Here is a 20648-nt window from a genome sequence, read left to right on the forward strand (position 1 = left end):
TCATCCCTTGAGCCCCCCGGCGAAGCCGTTGATGATGCTGCGCTGCAGCGCCAGGTAGACCGCCAGGACCGGCACGATGCTGATCAGCAGGGCGGCGAAGATGAGGTTCCAGTCCGAGACGAACTGGCCGACGAAACCGGCGACCGCTACGGGCACGGTCTGCTGGTCGCTGCCGGACAGGTAGAGCAACGGCGTGAAGAAGTCGTTCCAGACCGCGACGGCGTTGAGCACCAGCGCGGTGACCGTGATCGGCTTGAGCATCGGCAGCACGACATAGCGGAAGGTCTTGAACGGGCTGGCGCCGTCGATCGACGCGGCATCCTCGAAGTCGCGGGGCAGGGCGCGCAGGAAGCCCACGTACAGGAAGGTCGTGAACGGCACCTGCAGGCCGGCGTAGAACAGGACGAGCGACCAGATCGAGCCGAGCAGGCCGAGGTCGCGGACCGTCTGGTAGAGCGGCAGCGAGGCCAGCTGGAACGGCAGGACCAGGCCCAGCATGATCAGCAAGAACGTTCCGCGAGACCAGCGGGCCGTGCTTCTGGCCAACGGGTACGCGGCGAGGGCCGAGACGGCCAGGACGATGACGACGCTGACGGCGGTCACGAGCACGCTGTTGATCAGTGCGCCCCCGAGGCCGGCCTCGCGCCAAGCGCCGGTGAAGTTGCCGAAGGTGGGGTCCAGCGTCGGGCGGATCGGTGACGCGGTGTCCGAGGGCTGCCGGATGGCCAGGTTGACCAGCACGTAGACCGGGAAGGCGAAGACGATGCCGACCGCGATCATGACCATCTCGAGGGCGAACGTCCGTTTCGTGTAGCGGTTCACGACGCCGCCTTCTCATTGCGGTTGAGCACGGCGAACTGTCCGGCGGAGACGATCGAGACGATGACGGTGAGCACGACGGCCAGGGCGATGCTGTAACCGAACTCGCCGAGGGTGAAGGCGTCCTTGTAGATCAGCGTCGAGATGGTGTCGGTCGCGTGCCCCGGGCCGCCGCCCGTCAGGGCGTACACCTGGTCGAAGAGTTTGATGCCGCCGATGATCGAGAGCATCAGGTTGATCGTGATCGCGGGCGCCAGCAACGGGCGGACGATCGACCAGAAACGACGGATCGAGCCAGTGCCGTCGATCGCCGCGGCCTCGTAGATCTCGCGCGGGATCGACTGCAGGCCGGCCAGGAAGATGACCATCGAGTAGCCGGCGAACTGCCACACCACGACGAGCACGACCATCCACAGGGCCAGGTCGGGGTCGCCGAGCCAGTCCTTCCCCCAGGGTCCGAGCACCGCGTTGACCGCGCCGTCCGGGCCGAGCAGGTTGCGCCACAGATAGGCGGTCACGATCGGGGTGATCACCGCGGGGGCGAACAGCAGCACCCGCAGGAGGTTCCGCGTCTTGATCATGCTGTTGACGCCGAGGGCGAGCAGCAGGCCGATGCTGTTCTGGATGACCGTGATGGCCACCGCGATCAGCAGCGTGTGCCACACGGCCTGCAGCGCGTCGCCGTCGTCGAGCATGTCGGTGAAGTTGCGCAGGCCGATGACCGCGAAGTCCGGGTCGAGGCCGTCCCAGTCGGTGAAGGCGTAGTAGATGCCCCGGATGCTGGGCACCAGCACCACGAAGGCGAAGAGCAGGAGCGCCGGCAGGACGAACCACCACGGCGGGGCGCCCCGGCTGCGCCGCCGGGGCGACGATGCGGGGACGGCCCGGCCGGGAGGGCGGACCTTGAGATCAGCTGTCACGAGAACCCACTTGACTGAATCGTTTCATCGCCCTCGACGACGGGGGCCGCGTAAGAAGAGAACCATGTGATGTGAGTAACGTTTTCCACGATGTTTCGCCGACACTACGAGCAGATGCCAACCTCGTCAAGACTCATCACGGGCAACGTTTCTCAAGGTTCATGCTGGTTCTCGCGAGGCCACGGACTGATCTAAGGTGGGTAACGTTTCTCGTTCCTTAGGAGCCCGCATGCAGCCATCCCGACGCGTCACGATCGTCGACGTCGCCCGGCACGCCGGGGTGTCCACCACCGCCGTCTCCAAGGTCATGCGCAACGCGTACGGGGCCAGCCCCGAGATGCAGATCAAGGTGCGCGCGGCCATCGAGGAGCTGGGTTACCGGCCCTCGGCGGCGGCGCGCGGGCTGCGGGGCCAGACGTACACGATCGGCGTGATGCTGCCCGAGATGCGCAACCCGTTCTTCGCCGACATCCTCGACGGCGTCACCGAACACCTCGGCGGCACCGACTACCAGGTGCTGATGGCCGCCTGCTGCAACGACGAGCCCGGCGAGATCCGCATCACCGAGGCGATGATCGACCGCAGCATGGACGGCGTCATCCTCATCGCCCCGATCTCGTCACGCCGCCACCTGCAGAAGGTCGCCCGCACCGTCCCGACCGTGGTGGTCGGCCGGCACGGCACCTCCCCCGACTACGACACCGTCACCGACGACGACTTCGCGGGCGCAGGCCTGGTCGTCGACCACCTCGTCGCCCTCGGCCACCGGCGCATCGCCCACATCGAGCACGCCGAGAGAAATCCCGTACGCCTCAAGGAGATGCCGAACGCCCAGCGCGCCGACGGCTACCGCCACGCCATGCAGGCCCACGGACTCGGCGAGTTCATCGACATCGCGTCCACGACCTACACGCAGCAGGGTGGCTACCTGGGCGCTCAGCAGCTGCTGGCCCGCGCGCAGCGCCCGACGGCCATCTTCGCCGGGGCCGACATCGTGGCGATGGGGGTGCTCGACGCGCTCACCGAGGCCGGGGTGTCCGTCCCCGAGGACATCTCGGTCGCCGGATACGACGACACCATGTTCGCCGCGTTCGGCCCGATCTCGCTGACCACCGTCGACCAGGCCGGGCACCAGATGGGCGCCAACGCGGCCCGGCTGCTGCTCGACCGCATCGCCGAGCGGAACCGGCCGACCGCTCAGATCAAGCTCTCCCCCACCCTGATCCCGCGGCGCACCACCGCCCCGATCTCCTGATCGACGTACGGCCGGGAGAGCCCCGCTGTCCGAGCGGACAGCGGGGCCGGTTGGGTCAGGCTTCGGGAATGTCGCGCCCGAACGTCGCCAGGGTGACGTCGGCGGGATCGGGACCGCCGCGCCGGCCGGTGTCGAGCCCGTCGATCGCGGCGAGCTGCTCGTCGGTGAGCTCGAAGTCGAAGACGTCGAAGTTCTCCGCGATCCGCGCCGGCTTCGTCGACTTCGGGATCGCCGAACGACCCTGCTGGACGTGCCAGCGCAGCATCACCTGCGCCGGGCTCTTGCCGTGCGCCCGGGCGATCTCGCCGATCACCGGATCCCGCAGGGTGCTGGTGTGCTCGCTGTCGCGGTAGAACGTGATGCCACCGATCGGTGACCACGCCTGGGTGAGGATGCCATGGCGCGCGCCGAACGCCTGCACCTCACGCTGCTGGAAGTAGGGGTGCACCTCGATCTGGTTCACCGCCGGCACGACCGTCGCTTCGACATCCTGGCCGCGAACCCGCTGGGCCTGGCCCTCTACAGCCCCATGTTCTCGTCCGGCGCCACGCTGCCGGTCAACTCGATGAGGTTCAACTTCCTCGACCCGCACGCCCAGGCGTTCTATCCCGACTGGGCGCAGATCTCCCGCGCCGCGGTCGCCTCGCTGCGCATCGCCGCCGCGAAGAACGCGCACGACCAGCAGCTGATGAACCTCATCGGCGAGCTGTCCATGCGCAGCGAACCCTTCCGCGCGATGTGGGCCGCCCAGGATGTGTACGTCCACCGGCACGGCACCAAACGACTGCGTCACCCGGCCATCGGCGAGCTCGATCTGGCGTACGAGGCTCTCGAACTGCCCGGCGACGACGGCCTGACCATCGTGACCTACTCCGCCGAGCGGGGAACGGCCACCGGCGACGGCCTCGAGCTGCTGGCCGCGTGGGCCGCGACGCAGCTGATCGTCAGCGGGTGAGCAGGCCGATGCGGCGCAGCCAGGCCTCGACGGCGGGTTGCGCGCCGGTGACCTCCTCGCCGCGGACGGCCAGGCCTTCGCGCAGCGTGGCGCCGGGGCACGAAGCGGCGTAGTCACGCTCGGTGTTTCCCAGACCGCTCATCGCGTGCGTGGTCAGGGGGTGGACGGTCTTGCCGGCGAAGTCGAAGCTCTCGGCGAACCTCGTCATGATCATGGGGGCCCGGACGTTCCAGATCGGGCTGATACGGGCGTGATTCCGCCCTTATGGAACTCGCTTTGACAGCGGGCAGGGAGCCTTTGCCGAAAGGGGTCACGACAGGGACCCCTTTCGGAGGTTTGAAAACGGCGCCGCGAGGTCCCGGCAATTCGGCGACCGCTCAGGAAAGTACCCGCGACATGATACGTGCTCGCCGAACACCTGGACGTCATGATCGAGAGCCTCTTCAGTCCCGCCTGAATCTGGTGCCGATCCTCCGACCGAGGGTTCAGGCATGCGGTTGTCCGAACGGACGGGCACATTCACCGTCCGCTTCAAGTTCTGGATCCTCGCCGGATGGCTGGGCGTCTTCGCGGTCGCGGTGATCGCGAGTGGACCGCTGTTCGACCGTATGAGCACCGTGGACAATCTCGATGCCGGCGCCGAGTCGGCCCGCGTCCAGGCCCGCATCGAGGAACTGACCGACGGGATGTTGGCGAAGAACAGGCCGAACTCCTGGCATGGCGAAGTGGCGTGGGGCCCGTCGTTCACCGCCACGTCGGCCGAGGAGGACGACTATGTCGTGACCGAACCCGACGACCTGGCCATCAACGCCCTGCTGCGGTGGCTGGGCGTGCGACGCGACGGGCACCTCGACGAATTCGACACGGCCGGCCTGGATCGTCACTCCCGTTGAGATCGCCTACAGCGTCGGCGGGGCCTGCTCCGGCGCCAGCTCGATGTCGTCGACCTTGACGTTGACGCTGGCGACGACGAGACCGTAGCCGGTCAGCGCCTCGGCGATCTTGGTCTGCACGACCTTGACGACCTCGCCGACCACGCTGCCGGCGGCGAGCACGAGCACCACGGTGATCTCGACGCTCGCGCCCTTGACCTCGGCGTGCACACCCCGGGTGGCGTCCCCGACCTCGTCCAGCCCGATCTTGTCGAAGACCTTGTCGAAGAAGCGGGCCACGTCGCCGCCCAGGTCGGCCACGCCCGGAGTCTCCCTGGCCGCAGTCGCCGCGATCTTCTCGACCACCTCGCGGGACACCGAGTTGACCCCCGCCACACCGTCGCTCATGCCGTCCCTCTTCCCGCACCGTCCCCCGGCGACACTCGCCGCGGACTTCCCACACCGTCCCGTGGCGACACTCGCCGCGGACCGGGAGCGTATCAACGCTCGTCGGTCTGCGGTGCGCTGCGGGCGGTGCTGTCGCCGAGTGTGAGCAGGCCGGTGAGACAGACCCGCAGGGCACGGGCGAGCCGGGCCTCGAAGTCGACCCGGGAGCCGGCCAGCAACGGGTCGCTGACCGCCTCGGCCACCGAGCTCGACGGGTTGGCGAACGGCCACAGCCCGGCGATCAGCAGGATCATCAGGGACACGAACTCGCGGGCGCCGGCCTCGGTCAGCGCCGGCACGCGGCCGGCGAGCAGGGCGGCCAGCCGGGCCTGCGACGCGGAGTTGGCCAGCTTGAAGTCGCGGACCGCGACGGCCGAGATGTTGCGTTCGAGCTCGGTGCCGAGCGCGCTCCACAGCTCGCAGATGAGCGGGCGCCGGGCCAGCGACGCGGCCAGGGCGTCGACCACCGCGCCCGGGTCGGCCCCCGCCAAGGCCGGGCCCGGCAGTTCGCCCCGCAGCTCGGTGACCCAGTCGTCGACGCGCAGGTTGAGCAGGGCGAAGAAGACCGCCTCGCGCGTCTCGAAATAGCGCACGACGTTGGTCTTCGACAGCCCGACGCGCCGGGCCAGCTCGCGCAGGCTGATCTCGCTCAGCGGCACCTCGGTGAGCAGGTCCGCCGCCACGCCGAGGATGGCGTGGCGGCGGGCCTCCCGCTGCTCGGGGCTGCGGGCGCGCTGAAAGTCCAGCTCAGAGTTCATCGCCCGAAAGGCTACCCGGCGTAGCTGACGGACTCGCTCACCGTGCGCCACCGGGCGTCGGTGGCCGCGAGGTTGTCGGCCTGGGCCCGGGCGGCGGCGACCGCGTCGGCGCCGAGCAGCAGGTGCACCGGCGGTTCGGGGTTGTCGGTCAGGTCGATCAGCACCCGGGCGATGCGTTCCGGGTCGCCGGGCTGGGTGCCGTCGGCGGCGCGCAGCCGGGCCACCGCGGGCTCGATGACCCCGCGGTAGGCGTCGCTGATCGGGTGTTCGGTCATCGACGATCCGGCCCAGTTCGTCCGCATGCCGCCGGGCTCGGCCACGGTTACCCTGATGCCCAGCGGGGCGACCTCCTTGGCGAGCACCTCGGAGAATCCGCCGACGGCCCACTTGGCCGACTGGTAGGCGCCCAGGCCGGGACCGCCGACGCGGCCACCGACCGACGAGATCTGGATGATGTGACCGGCCCCCTGCGCGCGCAGGACCGGCAGCGCGGCCCGGGTCACGTTGACGACGCCGAAGAAGTTGGCGTCGATCTGGGCGCGGAACTCGTCGTCGGGCATGTCCTCGATGGACGCGACATCGGCGTAGCCCGCATTGTTGACCAGCACGTCCAGGCGCCCGAAGGCGTCCACCGCGGTGGCGACGGCCGCGCGGGCGGCGGCCGGGTCGGTCACGTCGAGCGCGACCGTGCGGATCTGATCGCCGTACTTCTCGGCGAGGTCGTCGAGTTGCTCGGGACGCCGGGCGGTGGCCACGACCCGGTGACCGGCGGCCAGGACGGACTCGGCGAGTTGCCGGCCCAGCCCGCGGGAGCTGCCGGTGATGAGCCAAACCTTGGACATGAGATGCCTTCTTCCGTACGGATTTCTGGTGGTCAGGAGAGGAAGCCGCCGTCGACCGCGAGGTGCGCGCCGGTGATGTAGGAGGCTTCGTCGGAAAGCAGGAAGCAGACGGCCGTGGAGATCTCGCGGCCGGTTCCGACGCGGCGGGCCGGGATGCGCTCGGCGATCCGGGCGACCTCGCGCCGAACCGGCGTACGGTCTCGGCCACCGTCTGCCCTACGGCCCGGGCGTCACTCACAGCCGGGCGATGTCGGCCCCCATGCCGGTGCCCGCGCCGGTGACGTAGGCGATCTTTCCGTCGAACTGCGATGTCATGGTCGGCTCACTTTCCGGTGGTGTGCAGGTCGCCGTATCGGCCGTCGCGAACACGGGCCGGGGCGAAGAGCTCGTTGAGGTGGGCGACGTCGTCGTGGCCGAGCCGCGCCGAGGTGGCGGCCAGGTTCTCCCGTACGCGGTCGAGCCGCCGGGCGCCGGGGATCGGGACGATGTCGTACGGCTGAGCCAGCAGCCGGGCCAGCGCCACCTGACCCGGGGTGTGGCCACGCTCGCGGGCGAACGTGGTGAGCTCGCCGACCAGCGCGGCGTTGGCCGTGAGGTTGTCGCCCTGGAACTTGGGCAGGGTCGAGCGGAAGTCGTCGCGGGCGAAGGTCGCGTCGCCGCCGAACCGGCCGGCCAGCATGCCGCGGCCCAGCGGGCATCAGGCCGAGACCGGTCGGGCGCACGGAGAGCATCCGGCACACCTCCGCAATAAGAGGCCAGTGGAACCTTACGAGTCAACCGTAAGAGTCCACTGGCCTCTTGTTACCGGAATGCGGCCCGGATCACGCTCGGAGCCATTACGCCGTGACCGGCTCCTCGCGCTCGACGGCCACGATCGCGCGACGAGGAACGGCAGCCCGCTCGGCGGCGAAGAGCCGGATCAGCTCGGGCAGCACGTAGTGGCCCGGCAACGAACCGTCGACCAGGTTGACCTCGACCAGGCGCTCCATCGCCCGCTCGGTCAGGTCGGCCGGAAGCCCGACGGCGCGGGCCGCCGCCACGACGTCGAACGGACCGGTCCGCAGGGCCCCCAGTCCGTCGAACGTGCGCAGCGCCAGCCGGTCCTCGGACGCTCCCGAGGCGCTCAACAGGTCGGTGCTGCACGCGAGGCTCGCCCGCAGGCAGAGGCCCGCGGTGCTGAGCTGGTCCAGCCGGCGATCCTCGTTCGCGAGGCGTTCGGTGAGCGCGGTGACCGGCCACGCCGGGCGGCACATCAGCCGAGCGGCGGCGATCCGCAGGGCCAGCGGCAGCCGGTCGCACAGCTCGGCGAGGTCGTGCACGCTCCGGGTGACGGCGGTGCGGCTCGGACCGAGCAGCCCTTCCAGCATGGCGACCGCGTGCCGCGCCGACAGCGGGCCGAGTGAGCGGTGACATGCTCCATCGACAGTCGTCAGGCTGCTTCGAGAGGTCACCACCACGCGGCCGGACTCGGGTGTCCACAACAGCGGCAGCACCTGGGCGACCGACGCCGCGTTGTCGAGGACGATCAGCATGCGGAGTCCCCGCAGGCGGGTTCGCAGCTGCGCGTGCAGGACGTCGGCCTCCCGGATCTCCCGGTCGGGGACGACGCCGAGCGCGTCCAGCAGCGCCGCCGCGGCCTGCGCGGTGGTGAGCGGCGCGCGGCCGGGGCTGGCGCCGTGCAGGTTCAGATAGAGCTGACCGTCCGGGAAGTGCGGGGCGACGGCGTGGGCGACGTGCAGGGCGAGAGCCGATTTGCCGACCCCCGGCCCACCGCTCAGGACGGTTATGGGCGTGCCCGCGCCCGGGTCGAGGATCGCCTGCCGCAGTTCGTCGGCCTCCGTCTGGCGTCCGACCAGGTGCGGGCGATGGGCGGGCAGTCGCTGCACCGGGACGACACCGTGCGCCCGACCGTCACCGGCGGCAGCCACGGCCAGGCGGGCCCGTGCGTGCTGCCAGGGCGACGGGTCCGCTCCGCACGCCTGCACGTAGGCCGCCAGGAAATGGTGGCGAGGAATCTTGTCCCGGGCCAGAGTGGCGGCGATCGTGCTGCGCGAAAGGGGCCGGTCGAGGCCCCGGGTGCGGCTTTCGATAGTGCGCAGAGTCAGCCCGGACCACTCTTTGAGCTGCCGTAACAATACGACGAAATCGGCAGCGGTATTGGCGTTCTCCGGGCAGGGCGGACCGTTGTGAGTTTCGTTTTTCGCGTTCAATGAACCGTTACCGCCGCGATCAAGGCGCGGTTCACCCTTCGTTTACATCCCCGTGACATGAGACGGATGCTATGCCGCCCCCCGAGGGCTGTCAATCGCTGAGCATCGATGCGACCAGCCTCGACGGGCCGTAAGGGCGAAACCCCTGATAAGCCACATTTGCCGCACGGCCAGCACTCTGAGCAACATTGGAAGGGCGACTTGACAACCCAGAGTAAGATATGCCATGTTCCACTAAGTGAGTAGTGAAAGGGTGTTGGAGGTGATCGAATTTCATCTGGATCGCCGGTCGGGAGTCGCGAGCTACTTGCAGTTGGTTCACCAGGTAAAGCAAGCATTGCGACTCGGAGTGCTGCAACCCGGCGACCAGTTGCCGACCGCCCGCGAAGTGGTGGCCGCGCTCGGAATCAACCCGAACACGGTCCTCAAGGCCTATCGGGAACTCGAGCGCGAAGACCTGGTCCTGGCCCGTCCGGGGATGGGGACCTTCATCCAGCGGACGCTCGGGGCGGTCCCGTCGGAGGAACAGGCTGAAATCAGGGAGAGGCTGGCCAAGGTGATTTCCGACGGCCGCGGAGCGGGAATGGGACAAGAGGACCTGGAGGCGTTGTTCGCCGCCGTCCTGAAGGAATCGTTTCGAAGGGAGTCCGCGTGAGGGCGGGCGGTATTGGAGTGTCCGGCGGCAGGACCGCCGAGGCGGCGACGGAGCCGCCGGAGGTCGCCCCGGCGCTGGTGGCCGACGGCCTGAGCAAGCGATACTCGCGGACCTACGCGTTGCGGGACTGCTCGTTCACCGTTCCGGCGGGACGGGTGGCCGCGCTGGTCGGCCCCAACGGCGCCGGCAAGAGCACGCTCCTGCAGATCGCGGTGGGCCTGCTGACCCCAACGGCCGGCTCCGTCTCCGTCTTCGGTGTGCCGATGCGCCAGACGGCCGAGGCGCTGTCGAGGATCGCCTTCCTCGCTCAGGACAAGCCTCTCTACCATGACTTCACCGTCACCGAGATGCTCCGCTTCGGCCGCGCGATGAACCCCCGGTGGAACAACGACCTCGCCCGCCGGCGCATCGAGGAGCTGGGCCTGCCCTTCGACCGCAAGGTCGGCAAGCTGTCGGGCGGGCAGCAGACCCAGGTCGCGCTCGCGCTGGCCGTCGCGAAGCAGCCCGACCTGCTCATCCTGGACGAGCCCCTGGCCGACCTCGATCCCCTGGCCCGCGACGACGTCACCCGTACGCTCATGGCCTCCGTCGCCGAGACCGGGATGACCGTCCTGCTGTCGTCGCACGTCGTGTCCGAACTGGAGGGCACCTGCGACTGGCTCGTCGTGCTCAACGGCGGCCGGGTGCAGGTCAGTGGGGACATCGAGGAGTTGCTGGCCCAGCACCGCATGTGCACCGGCGCGGCCGATGAGATGGACGACCTCGCCGCCGGGCACACGGTGATCTCCCGCAGCACCAAGGGACGGCAGGCGACGTTGATGATCCGCTCCGAGGAGCCGCCGGCCGATCCGCGCTGGACCACCGCCGCGGTCAACCTCGAGGACATCGTCCTGACCTATCTGCGCAACCCCGACACGGTGGCGCTGCTCGACCGCCCCGTCCCCCTCGCCCGCTGAAAGGATCTTGCGTTGCTCTGGCTCACCTGGCGACAGTACCGAGGTCAGCTTCTCATCACCGGCGCCCTGCTCCTGGGGCTCGGGACGTTGCTGCTGCTCTCCGGCCTCGACGCCGCCGGCTACCTCGACCAGCACGCTCCCCCCGGCTGCCCCGGCGCGGGCGAGGCGTGTGACGCCGTACGGGGGGAGCTGGCGCAACGGTTCCAGCGGATGAGCATCGTGCTCGACCTCCTGCCGATCGGTGCCCCGGCGGTCATCGGCGCGTTCTGGGGCGCGCCGCTGATCTCCCGCGAGTTCGAGCGGCGCACGCACCGGCTGGCGTGGACCCAGTCGGTGCCGGTGGCTCGCTGGCTGACGGTGAAACTGGCCGTGCTGAGCGTGCTGGTCCTGCTGGCCGGCATGGCGTTGTCGGTCATGCTGACCCGCTGGCTCGACACCCTCGGGATGACCGACACCGCGTTCGGGCACGCCGCGCTGTTCAACCTGGTCGGGATCGCTCCGGCGGTCTGGTGGCTGTTCGCGATGCTGCTCGGCGTGGCCGCGGGCGCGGTCCTGCGCCGCACCCTGCCCGCGATGGCGGTCACGATCGCCATCGTCGCGGTGACGTTCCCGGTCCTGGTGCTGGCCCAGGACGCCTACGCCACCCCGGTACGCACCGTGAACGCCGACACGCAGGCCCTGATCGCGAGTGGATCGATCATCGCCGGGGACGCGTGGGTGGACTCGGCCGGACGGGAGTCGGCGACGCCGGTCGACACCCTCTGCCCGCTGCCCGCGGGACAGTCGGCGGGGCCGGAGTTCCCGGACCGCGGACAGGCGGCCTGCATGGCCAAGCTCGGCTTCCAACCGGCCGTGGACCACCAGCCGCCGAGCCGGTTCTGGCTCTTCCAGGCCATCCAGGCCGGCATCCTGCTCGCCGCGTCGGCGGTGCTGGCGGTGATCGCGATCCTGCGCACGGCGCGGCGGCGGGCCTGACCCGGTCCGCGGCCGTCCGCCTCCGTCCGGGACATTCCAGGACAGCGCAAGAATCTTGTTACCCCCGTTTCTCACTTTTAAGTTGGTCGATAGGTGGGCGGGATCCTGAGGCCCGCCCCGGTCGAAGGGAAACGGGGAATGACAGTGACTTCCATCGCTGCCAAGCTGTCCAGCAACGGGCTGCAGCAGCACATGTTCGCTGAGCCGACCGTCGTCGCGGAGGCCTGCAGCGGAAACGGTCAGCGCTGCGTCTGGGACTCGGACTGCTGCAACCACCCGGACTACGTCACGAACTGTGAGTGGTACTCCTGCGAGTGGATCCTCAAGCCGTAAAGGCTGATCGCTGGATTCCGGTGCCCGTCGGGATCGTTCCCGGCGGGCATCTCGTTTCTTCCGTATTCCTCAACGAGACGGCGGCGATCGCTTTGCCCGGAATGGTGACCGCCGCGCGGCAGGCGCGGCGTTTCGTGGAAGAGGCCCGGACCACCGACGGCCTCTACGATCTCAAGGACTGGCCGGGCCCGGCCATCCGACGCCGGCGGTCAGCCGCGACGACCACGGTGGTGCGGCTACGGACGTTGCAGCGACTGACCATGGGTTTTCTCGACCCGGTCGAGGATGCATTGTTTCTGACCGCCGGACTGCGCGGCCTCGGCGTCGACGCCTCTTTCCACCTCGGCCGCGAAAGAGCTCCGGCCGTGGCGCCCGCCGGTTTCTTCGCCTGGGTCAGCGTCGACGGGAACGTCGTCAGCACGTCCTTGCCCGTCGAGGAGGAATACCTCGAGGTATACCGCGCGCCCGGGGAGCGATGACATGGTGGAAACCGTAAAAGTGACCGCCCGGGGAATCGTCTACGAGGATCGACGGCCCGATCTGAACGGTTCCGGGGTCACCGTCCACCGTGCGGCCGGCTCGTTCGAACTGCGCGGCGCCGGCCCCGGCCCGCGCGATGTCTTCTATCGAATTCATCGCGACCGCCTCGTGTGGGGCACCGACCTCGCGGCGCTGATGCCGTCGGACGGTCCAGCCACTCCGGACCCCGGCACGATGCTGGGCCTGATCCAGGGCATCTCGCCGGCGCCCGACGCCACCATCGTCCCCGAGGTCCACCGGCTCGTCGTCGGCACGACGGTGCGGGTGAGCCCGGACGGGATCTCCGTCGGCCGGGTGTCCCCGGAACTCCCCCGCACCCGCCGCTCGCCGGCCGAAGCCGTGGCCGCGGCGCTGCACGACCTCGACCGCGACTTCGCGATCGCCTACAGCGGCGGGCTCGGCTCCGCGTTCGTGGCCGCCGTCGCCGCTCAGGCCGGGCTCCGTCCCACGCTGCTGCACGCCGACCTCGGCCTCGACCAGGGCAGCGTCCCGGCCGCGATCGCCGGTCTCCCGGTCGAACGGGTACCGGTCGAGGTCGGAGACCTGCTCGACCACCAATGGATCACCGGCGAGGAGATCCAGCCGCCGCTGCCGGACGTCGAGGCGACCCGGCGGCTCACGGCCCGGCTCGCTACGCGCCACACCGGCGAGATCGTCGGTGGGTCGCTACTCGCCGACCTGGCCTCGACCAAACTGCCGATGATCGATGCCGGCGTACGCGGCTGGCGCCTGCTCGGGTGCGAGCCGTTCCACATCGCCGGCACCCTGCCGGCCCTCGGGGACGCCCGCGCCCTGCTCGCCAAGGGCGTCGTCTATTCGCCCCCGGGCCGCGGCGGGCCGCACGAGCCCGAGGCGCAGCCGATCGCGACGCCGCCGCCCCCTTCGGCCACCGGCGCCGGCGACCTGCCGGGGTTGACCGGACGCGGCCGCGAACTGTTCGAGTCGGCCCATCGTGGCAGCACCGCGATGTGGAAGGAGCATCTCAGCGAACTCGGTTCCAGCGTGCAACGCGCGGTGGCCGGCCTGCAGGAGCGCGGCGACGGCGGTCTGCGCCTGCCCGCGCTGGATCCGGGAGTGCTGGCGGCGGTGGACCGGCTGACGCCCCGGCAACTCGGGCGGATCCGTCACGGCGTGTTCGAGAACCATCTGCCGCTGCGCCGGGTTCTCGCAGCCCGCGGGGTGCGACCCGCGGGCACCGCCACCCCCGCCTACTGGCTGCGCCTGGCGGCCACGAAACACCTGCTGCAGGAGCGCGAGAAGGTCGTGGCCGGGCTGTCGAGGCAGAGCGCCCTGGCCGACCTCGGGCTGATCGAGCCCGCCGCGGTCGTACGGGCGATCGAGGACGGCCATCAACTCGCCCAGCACGCTCTTCCGATTCTTCGGCTCGTGTGGGTCGACCGCTGGCTGTGGGGACGCCGATGAACGCGACAGGACCACGATGGGCGCCCGGGGTCGTCCTCACCAGGCTGCCGTCCGGGGGTGCCGTGCTCGTACACGGCCCGTCCCTGGCGCTGACCGAATTCGGTGAGCGGGAGGCCGATCTCCTGCACGCCGTGCTGCACGAGGGCCGGGGCGTCAGCGACCTGCGAGCTTTCATCGAACCGCTCCTGCGCGCGGGCTGGCTGCTGCCGCCCGCACCCTCACCCACGTCAACCGGGAGGTCCTGAATGTCCGGACTGATCGCCCAGCTCGCAGCGGTGGGACTGGCCGGTCCTCTCGCCGTCGCCGGTTACCGCAAACTGACCACGCCGACGGCGGAGCTTCCCTGGCCGATCGAGCGCGGGCCGCTCGCCACGCCGTACGGTCCCCGGATCACCGCGATCGCCGAGCTTCTGGCCGTCGTCGGCGCGATCCTCCTGCCGGGAGTGTGGGCCGCGGCCCCGATCGCACTGATGTACGCCGGTCTGACGGGCGTGGCCGTCGCCCTGCGTGGCCGGCGCTGCGCGTGCTTCGGCGCCCGGCAGACGAAGGCGATCGGCGCGCTGCACATCGCGGCCAACGCGGCGGCGGCGACCGTCGCCGTGGTCGCCCTGCTGCTGCCCGGGTCGGCGGCCGGACTCCCGGCCCGTGGAGGGGCCGTCGTGCTCGGACTCGCGATCAGCCTCACGGTCCTCCTGCTCCTCGAGCGCCGCCGCCCCGCCGCCGAGGCGCCGTGCACGGAGCCGGTGTTCGCGGTCGCCCTCTACGTGTCCGACCACTGCCCGTCCTGCCGGTCGCTCAAGCAGCTCGTGAGCACCATGGACGCGGCGCGGCGGGACGCCGTGGAGATGACCGTTCTCCAGCCCGGCGACGATCTCCCTTCGGCGGCGGCCGGGCTGGGAGTCCCGTGCGCGGTGGGCCTGGGGGCCGACGGGCAGCCGGTCTGCCCGGCCGTCGACGGCATCGGCAAGGTGAAGGCGCTCATCGACCGCGTGGTCATCCGGGCGGAGTCGTCGGCCCATGCCGGGTGAGGCAGCGGAGCGGCCGGTCCGGGATCACGCGGCGCACGGCCGGGCGTGGGCGATCGCCGACGTACCCGGACAGCCGTCGCTGCGGGACGCCAACCCATCGGCCGTGGATTGGCGCGGCGTTCTGATGGATCCCGACCTCGGCGGGCCCGTGCCCGAGCGGGGGCGCCCGAGCAGCGTCAGGATCGGCCACGAGGGCTCGCTCTGGACCCTGCCGGTCGCGCGGGTGCTCGTCCCCCAGCTCGCCTGGCATCCGCGCCGCCCGCTGGTCGCCGGCCTCGCGACGCGTGGCCGTAGCGCCTATCCGTGGGTGGCCGACTACGCCGCCCGGCAGGTGACGACTTTCGACGATCAGCCTGCGGCGGTGGGGTTTCTCGGCGAGGGCGGCCGCGGACTCGCCCCGGTGACCTGGCTCGACGACGACCACATCCTCGTACTCGTCCCGGCCGACCGGCCCGGACCTACGGTCGCGCAACCGACCGCATGGGAGGCCGTCGGCCCCGGTTTCCTCAGTTTCGAGCCAGACATCGAGCAGCTCACGGCGACCAGCGTGGCCGCGCTCGACGTCACGACCGGCGCGACACGGACGCTCACCCCGCCAGCTCTGATCCGAGGCCTGCGCCCGTCTCCGGACGGTCGCTTCGTGCTCCTCGACCAGTGGCCGGCCGGGCCGACGACGCTCCTCACCGTCGAGACCGCGGAGCAGGAGCCGATGCCCGACGGGGTGCGCTGGGTGCCCGGGTCCACCGACGTCCTGAGCTGGGGAGTCGAGGCCCGCGCCCACTTCCGTCCGGCCGGTGGCGGCACAGAGCAGACGTTGCCCGTGCCGACGGCAGCCTGGTGGCCGCTGTGGCACAACGGCACACCGGCGCTGCTGCAGCACAACGCCGACGCGGAGCTGGTGTTCACAACCGGCGAGCAGCGGACGAGTGCGGCGGTGCCGCCCTCCCTGCGATTCGCCCCCACTCCGCCGGTCTGGGCCGGCGGGTCCCGGCTCGTCCTGCGCTGCCGTGACCGGGCCGGCACGTCCGGCCGGGCCACGGTCGACCTGGAGCATTCCCGAGTCGACGTCACCTGGGATCAGCTGCCGCCGGCCGGTCCCGCGCCGAAACCGCTCGAACGCCTCACCATCGACACCGGGCACGCCGAGGCGACGTTGACCCTGGGGCCGTCGCGCTCGGACCAGCCGCCCGCCCTGCTGCTGTGGATCCACGCGGCGAAGGCCGGCGAGCCGGAGACCGAGACAACCGCTCCCCTGACCGGCGAGGCCTGGGCGACGCTGCGCCTGCCGCTGCACTGGCCGGCCGACGCCGACGTGCCGATGCTGCGCCGTCAGATCGTCGAGACGGTCCACTCGGCGTACGAAATGATTCGCAAGGAACACGACGGCGCGGTCGTTGTCGGCGGGCACAGCTTCGGGGCGACCCTCGCCCTGTGCGCGCTCGCCGAGCTCCCGGACGACTTCTCGGCGGCGATCGCGCACAGCGGCTGCTACAACCGGACGTCGACGCCGACCGGATTCCAGTACGAGCGACGGTCGTACTGGGCCGTGCCTGAGATCTATGCGGCGTTCAGCGCCCTGCGGTTCGCCGACCGGCTGACCCGGCCGGTGCTGATCGTGCACGGGGTCCGCGACGCCAACCCGGCCACGACCCCCGACCAGGCGACCGAGCTGTATCGCGCGATCGTCGCGACCGGTGGGCATGCCCGGCTCCTGCTGCTGCCCGAGGAAGGGCACACCTTCCGCTACCGCGAGAACCTTCAGGCCCTGGCCGCCGAACACGAGCGGTGGCAACGGAATTGGGACGGGCGCCGATGACGACCGCGGAGCTTCTTCGCAGTACGGCCGTGGCCGTGCGACTGGCCTGGCAGGCGGACCGGCGCACGACGATCGAGGTGCTCCTCGCCCAGGTCCTGAGCGCCGCCGGCATCGCCGTTCTGCTGCTGCTCGCCCAGCACGTGCTCGGTCAGGTCATCCGGGGCGGCGGCCGCCTCGACTCCTCGGCCGCGGGCACGTTCCTGCTCGGCACCGGTGTCGTGATCGCCGCCGGGACGGCGGGCAGCATGCTGAGGGCGTACGGAAGTGCCCGTCAGCGGGTCTTGATGACCAAGCTGGATCATCACGTCGTCGCCCTGGTGCTGCGGGCCGCCGCGACGTCCGAGCTGATCGAGTTCGAGAAGCCCGAGTTCCACGACCGGGTACAGCGGGCCGTCTTCGCCGCCCGGGGCCAGCCGGCGATGGTGGTCACCACCCTGGTCGTGCTGATCCAGGCGGTACTGACCGCGCTGACCGTCTCGGCCGTGTTCGTCGTCATGACCTGGTGGCTGCTGCCGCTGGCGATCCTGGCCGCCGCCCCCGTGCTGCGGGCCGGCGCCCGGGAACGCGACGCGGGCTACGGCCTGCACCACGGGCTGGCCGAGAACAAACGGGTGCGGCAGTACCTCGAACGTCTGCTGACCGGCCGCGACGAGGCGAAAGAGGTGCGCGCCCTCGGGCTGGGCCCGGCGCTGCGGCAACGTTGGGACCTCGAATATCGCCGCGAGGTCGACGGCACGATCGAGACCTACCGCCGGCACCTGCGCCACAAGCTGCTGGCCCACCTGGTCAGCGGCCTGTTCGTGCTGGCCGTCGTGACGACCGTCGGCTGGCTCATGGCGCACGGCTTCGTCGACCTGCCGACGGCGGCGGCCGCGCTGACCGGTTTCTGGCTGCTCTCGGCCCGGCTGCAGATGATCGGAGCGCTGACCGCCAACATGGGCAGCGCCGTGGCCTACCTCTCCGATCTGCGCGCGTTCCTGGCCGAGGAGACCCCGGCTTCGACCGTACGATCCCCGCGCGCGGGTTTCGAGTCGATCCGCGCGGAGTCGGTGTCGTTCCGCTACCCCGGTTCGACACAGAACGCGCTCAGTGACGTCGATATCGAGGTCGGCCGGGGCGAGGTCGTCGCGCTGGTCGGGCCCAACGGCTCCGGCAAGTCCACGCTGGCCAAGCTGCTGAGCGGGCTCTACCGGCCGGACGAGGGCGTGCTGACGGTCGACGGCGTGCCCGCCGACGATCTGGAGTCGCTGCGGGCGATGTCCGCCGTGGTCTTCCAGGACTACGTCCGTTTCCGGCTCACGGCCGGCGAGAACATCACGTTCGGCCGCGCCGACGACCTGGCGGACCCGTCCTCGGTCGAGGCGGCGGCCCGGCAGGCGGGCGCCCACGACTTCGTCACCGGCCTGCCGCACGACTACGCCACCGTGCTGAGCAAGGAGTTCACCGGCGGGGCCGACCTGTCCGGCGGGCAGTGGCAGCGGCTGGCGCTGGCCCGGGCCTTCTACCGTTCGGCGCCGTTCGTCATCCTCGACGAGCCGACGGCCTCCCTCGATCCCGAGGCCGAGGCCGACCTGTTCGGCCGCATCCGGGAACTGTTCGCGGGCCGCACCGTCGTGCTGATCTCGCACCGTTTCTCGTCCGTGCGCGACGCCGACCGGATCTACGTGCTCGACCGCGGCCGGGTCCTCGAGGAGGGGACGCACCACAGCCTCATGGCGTTGGACGGCACCTACGCGCGTCTGTATCGGCTGCAGGCGCAGGCCTACGTCGGCTCGTAGTCGGACGGTTCCATTCGAGCCACGCGCCGCCGGTATTCCGAGGCCAGGCCGGGCCAGTTGGTGACGACCCGGCCGGCGGTGTTGCGATACCAGCTCTGGCAGCTCGTCCAGACGCTACGGGACAGCCGCTGCTGCATCTCGTCGTCGTAGGCGTCGGCGACCTTCCGGCATACGGTCAAAGGGGTCTTGCGGTCTTCGAGGTGGCGCACGGCTTGAACGATGTAGGCGGCCTGGTGCTCGAGGAAATAGAGAACCGACGTGTTCCCGGTGTTCGTGTTCGGGCCGTAGACCAGGAAAAGGTTGGGGAAGCCGGGGACGGTCATGCCGAGGTGGGCGTAGGCGCCGTCGCGCCACTCCTCAGCGAGGGTGACGCCGTCGCGGCCGCTGATGCGGATGCCGGCCAGAAAGTCGGTGGCGGCGAAACCGGTGGCGTAGACGAGCAGGTCACAGGGGTGGACGGTGCCGTCGGTCGTGCGGACGCCGTCGGTCGTCAGCTCGAGGATCTTGTCGGTGACCAGGCTGACGTCCGGGCGGGACAGGGCCGGAAGCCAATCGGCGGTGAACAGCACGCGCTTGCAGCCCATCGGCTCGTCGGGGGTGACCCGGTCGCGTAGTGCGGCGTCCCGCACCTGTAGGCGACGTTGGACCCGTGACACGGTGCGAACGAAAGCCCCGGCGAGGCGACCGCCGGTGATGGCGTGTCCGTTGACGACGGTCAACGCCCACACACCGGCTCTCGGCAACGCCATCAGGAAAGGCCAGCGGCCGTACACGAGATGACGGCCAGCGCCGTAGCGGCGGTTGGGGCGGGGCAGCGTCCACGGGGGTGTGCGCTGGAAGACGGTGACGTGGGCGGCGCGGCCGGCGATCGCGGGGACGAGCTGGACAGCGCTGGCTCCCGTGCCGATGACGGCGATGCGGGCGCCGTCAACCGGTAGGTCGTTGTTCCAGCGCGCGGTGTGCACGGCGGGCCCGTCGAACGCGCCCGGGATGGCGGGCAGGACGGGGGTGCCGAGTTGCCCGACGGCGGGGATGAGCACATCGGCCTCGTACGTGTCGCCGTTGGCTGTTTCGACTCGCCAGTGACTGTCCGTCCAGGTCGCCGCCGTCACGCTCGTGTTGAGGCGGACGTGGGCGGTGACACCCAGCGAGGAAGCGACATCACGCAGGTAGGCCAGAATCTCGTCATGGGCCGGAAAGCGGCTCGACCAGGCCGGGTTCGGGGCGAACGAGTACGAATAGAGCGGCGCCGGAACGTCACAGGCGCAGCCGGGATACGTGTTGTCGCGCCAGACGCCGCCGATCGACTCCGCGCGTTCGAGGATCACCACGTCGTCGTAGCCGGCCTTGAGCAGGGCCGCAGCGGCCGCGATCCCACCGAATCCGGCTCCGATGATCACGACGCGGGACCTACCGGCCGACGTGGACAGAGGATCGTGGCTCATGACGGACCGCCTCAGCCATCGAGTTTGTGAACCGAAAGTAGCAGCCTGTTGGCGATGTGCCAATAGCGCAGCAAATGTGCGGGCATCCGGTTCGCAGGGCCGGTCCCGGCGGCCTGTTCGCCGTGCGGGCCGTCCACCGCCGCGGCGTCGCAACGGTGCGGCCGGCCGCAATGACCGATTGGTTACGCAGCCTGTCCACGCTGGCCGTCGTAGGCGCCACCCGTAGACGCCGCCCGTAGACGCCACCCGCAGACGCCACCCGCAGACGCCGTCGTGGACGTTGTCATAGACGTTGTCGTAGGCGGCGTCGTCAGACGCCGCCCTGGGCGCCGCTGGTCACAGTGACCGGTTGGCTCGCCGTCGTAGCTAATGCCAGGAACCAGGCCTCTCCCCGTTTGATCGCTGCGCTGATCCGTGAAGTAGGGGTCTCGATCGCGATCCAGGGGCCTGAATCCAGAACCTTGATTTGATCAAGCGATGGGTGGGCCCTGTTTGCCTGAACTCGGGAACTGCTGTCCGCCTTGAACACCCGCCAGCGCAAGCGGGCCGCACCTCCCGGCACCACGACGCCAGCCCGCCTGGCAAGCATCAGCAACCACCCCGCCACCGCAAACGGCCGCAC

24 protein-coding genes are annotated in these 20648 nt (G+C 70.4%); 13 read left to right on the top strand and 11 right to left on the bottom strand.

From position 1 onward, the window contains the following. Both EER30_RS37445 and EER30_RS37450 read right to left on the bottom strand, forming a co-directional pair. Positions 1-822 carry a carbohydrate ABC transporter permease gene (locus EER30_RS37445; protein ID WP_127505970.1) on the bottom strand — a complete coding sequence of 274 codons (822 nt, stop codon included), beginning with the start codon at positions 820-822 and terminating at the stop codon, positions 1-3. Further along, positions 819-1739 (bottom strand): carbohydrate ABC transporter permease, encoded by a 921-nt coding sequence (locus tag EER30_RS37450; RefSeq protein ID WP_127505972.1) that lies wholly within the window; start codon positions 1737-1739, stop codon positions 819-821. The genes EER30_RS37445 and EER30_RS37450 overlap by 4 nt, the downstream gene beginning before the upstream one ends. A 229-nt stretch (positions 1740-1968) precedes the next feature. Between EER30_RS37450 and EER30_RS37455 the strand changes: the two genes are divergently transcribed. After that, the gene (locus tag EER30_RS37455; RefSeq protein WP_127505974.1) at positions 1969-2994 is read left to right on the top strand and encodes a LacI family DNA-binding transcriptional regulator; all 1026 of its coding nucleotides are present in this window, start codon (positions 1969-1971) and stop codon (positions 2992-2994) included. Between the two features lie 55 nt (positions 2995-3049). Here the strand turns inward: EER30_RS37455 and EER30_RS37460 are convergent, their stop codons facing one another. Continuing rightward, positions 3050-3457 (bottom strand): aldo/keto reductase, encoded by a 408-nt coding sequence (locus tag EER30_RS37460; RefSeq protein ID WP_240670551.1) that lies wholly within the window; start codon positions 3455-3457, stop codon positions 3050-3052. Between EER30_RS37460 and EER30_RS37465 the strand changes: the two genes are divergently transcribed. Beyond that, positions 3437-3949, top strand: a complete 513-nt coding sequence (locus EER30_RS37465) for an MmyB family transcriptional regulator (protein ID WP_240670552.1) — start codon at positions 3437-3439, stop codon at positions 3947-3949. The genes EER30_RS37460 and EER30_RS37465 overlap by 21 nt on opposite strands. Here EER30_RS37465 and EER30_RS37470 read toward each other — a convergent pair. Next, entirely contained in the window at positions 3939-4193 is a 255-nt protein-coding gene (locus EER30_RS37470; RefSeq protein ID WP_349290909.1) for a flavodoxin, read from the bottom strand. The genes EER30_RS37465 and EER30_RS37470 overlap by 11 nt on opposite strands. Positions 4194-4440: 247 nt before the next feature. On the opposite strand from EER30_RS37470, the gene EER30_RS37475 reads away from it, so the two are divergent. Further along, positions 4441-4842, top strand: a complete 402-nt coding sequence (locus EER30_RS37475) for a hypothetical protein (protein WP_127505978.1) — start codon at positions 4441-4443, stop codon at positions 4840-4842. A 6-nt stretch (positions 4843-4848) separates the two neighbouring features. Here the strand turns inward: EER30_RS37475 and EER30_RS37480 are convergent, their stop codons facing one another. The 6 genes from EER30_RS37480 to EER30_RS37505 form a co-directional block, all read right to left on the bottom strand. Beyond that, on the bottom strand, positions 4849-5229 hold the full coding sequence (locus EER30_RS37480) for an Asp23/Gls24 family envelope stress response protein (RefSeq protein WP_127505980.1): 381 nt from the start codon (positions 5227-5229) through the stop codon (positions 4849-4851). A 92-nt stretch (positions 5230-5321) separates the two neighbouring features. Further along, positions 5322-6026: a TetR/AcrR family transcriptional regulator gene (locus tag EER30_RS37485; protein WP_127505982.1), complete on the bottom strand. Its 705-nt coding sequence runs from the start codon at positions 6024-6026 to the stop codon at positions 5322-5324. An 11-nt stretch (positions 6027-6037) separates the two neighbouring features. Beyond that, positions 6038-6868, bottom strand: coding sequence for an oxidoreductase (locus EER30_RS37490; RefSeq protein ID WP_127505983.1), 831 nt, complete (start codon positions 6866-6868; stop codon positions 6038-6040). Positions 6869-6900: 32 nt separating this feature from the next. Then, positions 6901-7035, bottom strand: coding sequence for an SDR family oxidoreductase (locus EER30_RS49800; protein WP_127506110.1), 135 nt, complete (start codon positions 7033-7035; stop codon positions 6901-6903). Between the two features lie 155 nt (positions 7036-7190). Next, entirely contained in the window at positions 7191-7559 is a 369-nt protein-coding gene (locus EER30_RS37500; protein ID WP_255437081.1) for an aldo/keto reductase, read from the bottom strand. Positions 7560-7704: 145 nt separating this feature from the next. Further along, positions 7705-9003 (bottom strand): AAA family ATPase, encoded by a 1299-nt coding sequence (locus EER30_RS37505; protein WP_127505987.1) that lies wholly within the window; start codon positions 9001-9003, stop codon positions 7705-7707. Positions 9004-9340: 337 nt separating this feature from the next. On the opposite strand from EER30_RS37505, the gene EER30_RS37510 reads away from it, so the two are divergent. The 10 genes from EER30_RS37510 to EER30_RS37555 all read left to right on the top strand — a co-directional run bounded on the left by EER30_RS37510 (position 9341) and on the right by EER30_RS37555 (position 18581). Beyond that, positions 9341-9733 (top strand): GntR family transcriptional regulator, encoded by a 393-nt coding sequence (locus EER30_RS37510; protein ID WP_127505989.1) that lies wholly within the window; start codon positions 9341-9343, stop codon positions 9731-9733. Positions 9734-9750: 17 nt separating this feature from the next. Then, entirely contained in the window at positions 9751-10689 is a 939-nt protein-coding gene (locus EER30_RS37515; protein WP_127505991.1) for an ABC transporter ATP-binding protein, read from the top strand. Positions 10690-10701: 12 nt separating this feature from the next. Continuing rightward, complete coding sequence (locus EER30_RS37520) at positions 10702-11664, top strand: ABC-2 membrane transporter-related protein (RefSeq protein WP_127505992.1); 963 nt, start codon at positions 10702-10704, stop codon at positions 11662-11664. A 138-nt stretch (positions 11665-11802) separates the two neighbouring features. Then, complete coding sequence (locus EER30_RS37525; protein WP_127505994.1) at positions 11803-11997, top strand: hypothetical protein; 195 nt, start codon at positions 11803-11805, stop codon at positions 11995-11997. Continuing rightward, on the top strand, positions 11979-12476 hold the full coding sequence (locus EER30_RS37530) for a lasso peptide biosynthesis protein (RefSeq protein ID WP_205650585.1): 498 nt from the start codon (positions 11979-11981) through the stop codon (positions 12474-12476). The genes EER30_RS37525 and EER30_RS37530 overlap by 19 nt, the downstream gene beginning before the upstream one ends. Position 12477: 1 nt before the next feature. Then, positions 12478-13959 carry a hypothetical protein gene (locus EER30_RS37535; protein WP_127505996.1) on the top strand — a complete coding sequence of 494 codons (1482 nt, stop codon included), beginning with the start codon at positions 12478-12480 and terminating at the stop codon, positions 13957-13959. Beyond that, positions 13956-14204, top strand: coding sequence for an actinodefensin-associated protein B (gene adfB / locus EER30_RS37540; protein WP_127505998.1), 249 nt, complete (start codon positions 13956-13958; stop codon positions 14202-14204). The genes EER30_RS37535 and adfB overlap by 4 nt, the downstream gene beginning before the upstream one ends. After that, positions 14205-14987 carry a hypothetical protein gene (locus EER30_RS37545; protein WP_127506000.1) on the top strand — a complete coding sequence of 261 codons (783 nt, stop codon included), beginning with the start codon at positions 14205-14207 and terminating at the stop codon, positions 14985-14987. Then, a complete protein-coding gene (locus EER30_RS37550; protein WP_127506002.1) occupies positions 14977-16803 on the top strand; it encodes an alpha/beta hydrolase family protein in 1827 nt (608 codons plus the stop codon). The genes EER30_RS37545 and EER30_RS37550 overlap by 11 nt, the downstream gene beginning before the upstream one ends. Then, positions 16800-18581: an ABC transporter ATP-binding protein gene (locus EER30_RS37555; protein WP_127506004.1), complete on the top strand. Its 1782-nt coding sequence runs from the start codon at positions 16800-16802 to the stop codon at positions 18579-18581. The genes EER30_RS37550 and EER30_RS37555 overlap by 4 nt, the downstream gene beginning before the upstream one ends. Here EER30_RS37555 and EER30_RS37560 read toward each other — a convergent pair. Continuing rightward, positions 18566-20026 (bottom strand): flavin-containing monooxygenase, encoded by a 1461-nt coding sequence (locus tag EER30_RS37560; protein WP_127506006.1) that lies wholly within the window; start codon positions 20024-20026, stop codon positions 18566-18568. The genes EER30_RS37555 and EER30_RS37560 overlap by 16 nt on opposite strands. Positions 20027-20648 lie beyond the last annotated feature (622 nt).

The sequence above is a fragment of the Actinoplanes solisilvae genome (genome assembly GCF_003999975.1).
Classification (GTDB): Bacteria; Actinomycetota; Actinomycetes; order Mycobacteriales; family Micromonosporaceae; genus Actinoplanes; species Actinoplanes solisilvae.

Bases quoted from the DNA above. Each gene is read 5' to 3' on its own strand.
- EER30_RS37455 (WP_127505974.1), top strand. From the start codon at position 1,969: ATGCAGCCATCCCGACGCGTCACGATCGTCGACGTCGCCCGGCACGCC.
- EER30_RS37475 (WP_127505978.1), top strand. From the start codon at position 4,441: ATGCGGTTGTCCGAACGGACGGGCACATTCACCGTCCGCTTCAAGTTC.
- EER30_RS37480 (WP_127505980.1), bottom strand. From the start codon at position 5,229: ATGAGCGACGGTGTGGCGGGGGTCAACTCGGTGTCCCGCGAGGTGGTC.
- EER30_RS37485 (WP_127505982.1), bottom strand. From the start codon at position 6,026: ATGAACTCTGAGCTGGACTTTCAGCGCGCCCGCAGCCCCGAGCAGCGG.
- EER30_RS37490 (WP_127505983.1), bottom strand. From the start codon at position 6,868: ATGTCCAAGGTTTGGCTCATCACCGGCAGCTCCCGCGGGCTGGGCCGG.
- EER30_RS37525 (WP_127505994.1), top strand. From the start codon at position 11,803: ATGACAGTGACTTCCATCGCTGCCAAGCTGTCCAGCAACGGGCTGCAG.
- EER30_RS37535 (WP_127505996.1), top strand. From the start codon at position 12,478: ATGGTGGAAACCGTAAAAGTGACCGCCCGGGGAATCGTCTACGAGGAT.
- adfB (WP_127505998.1), top strand. From the start codon at position 13,956: ATGAACGCGACAGGACCACGATGGGCGCCCGGGGTCGTCCTCACCAGG.
- EER30_RS37545 (WP_127506000.1), top strand. From the start codon at position 14,205: ATGTCCGGACTGATCGCCCAGCTCGCAGCGGTGGGACTGGCCGGTCCT.
- EER30_RS37550 (WP_127506002.1), top strand. From the start codon at position 14,977: ATGCCGGGTGAGGCAGCGGAGCGGCCGGTCCGGGATCACGCGGCGCAC.
- EER30_RS37555 (WP_127506004.1), top strand. From the start codon at position 16,800: ATGACGACCGCGGAGCTTCTTCGCAGTACGGCCGTGGCCGTGCGACTG.
- EER30_RS37560 (WP_127506006.1), bottom strand. From the start codon at position 20,026: ATGAGCCACGATCCTCTGTCCACGTCGGCCGGTAGGTCCCGCGTCGTG.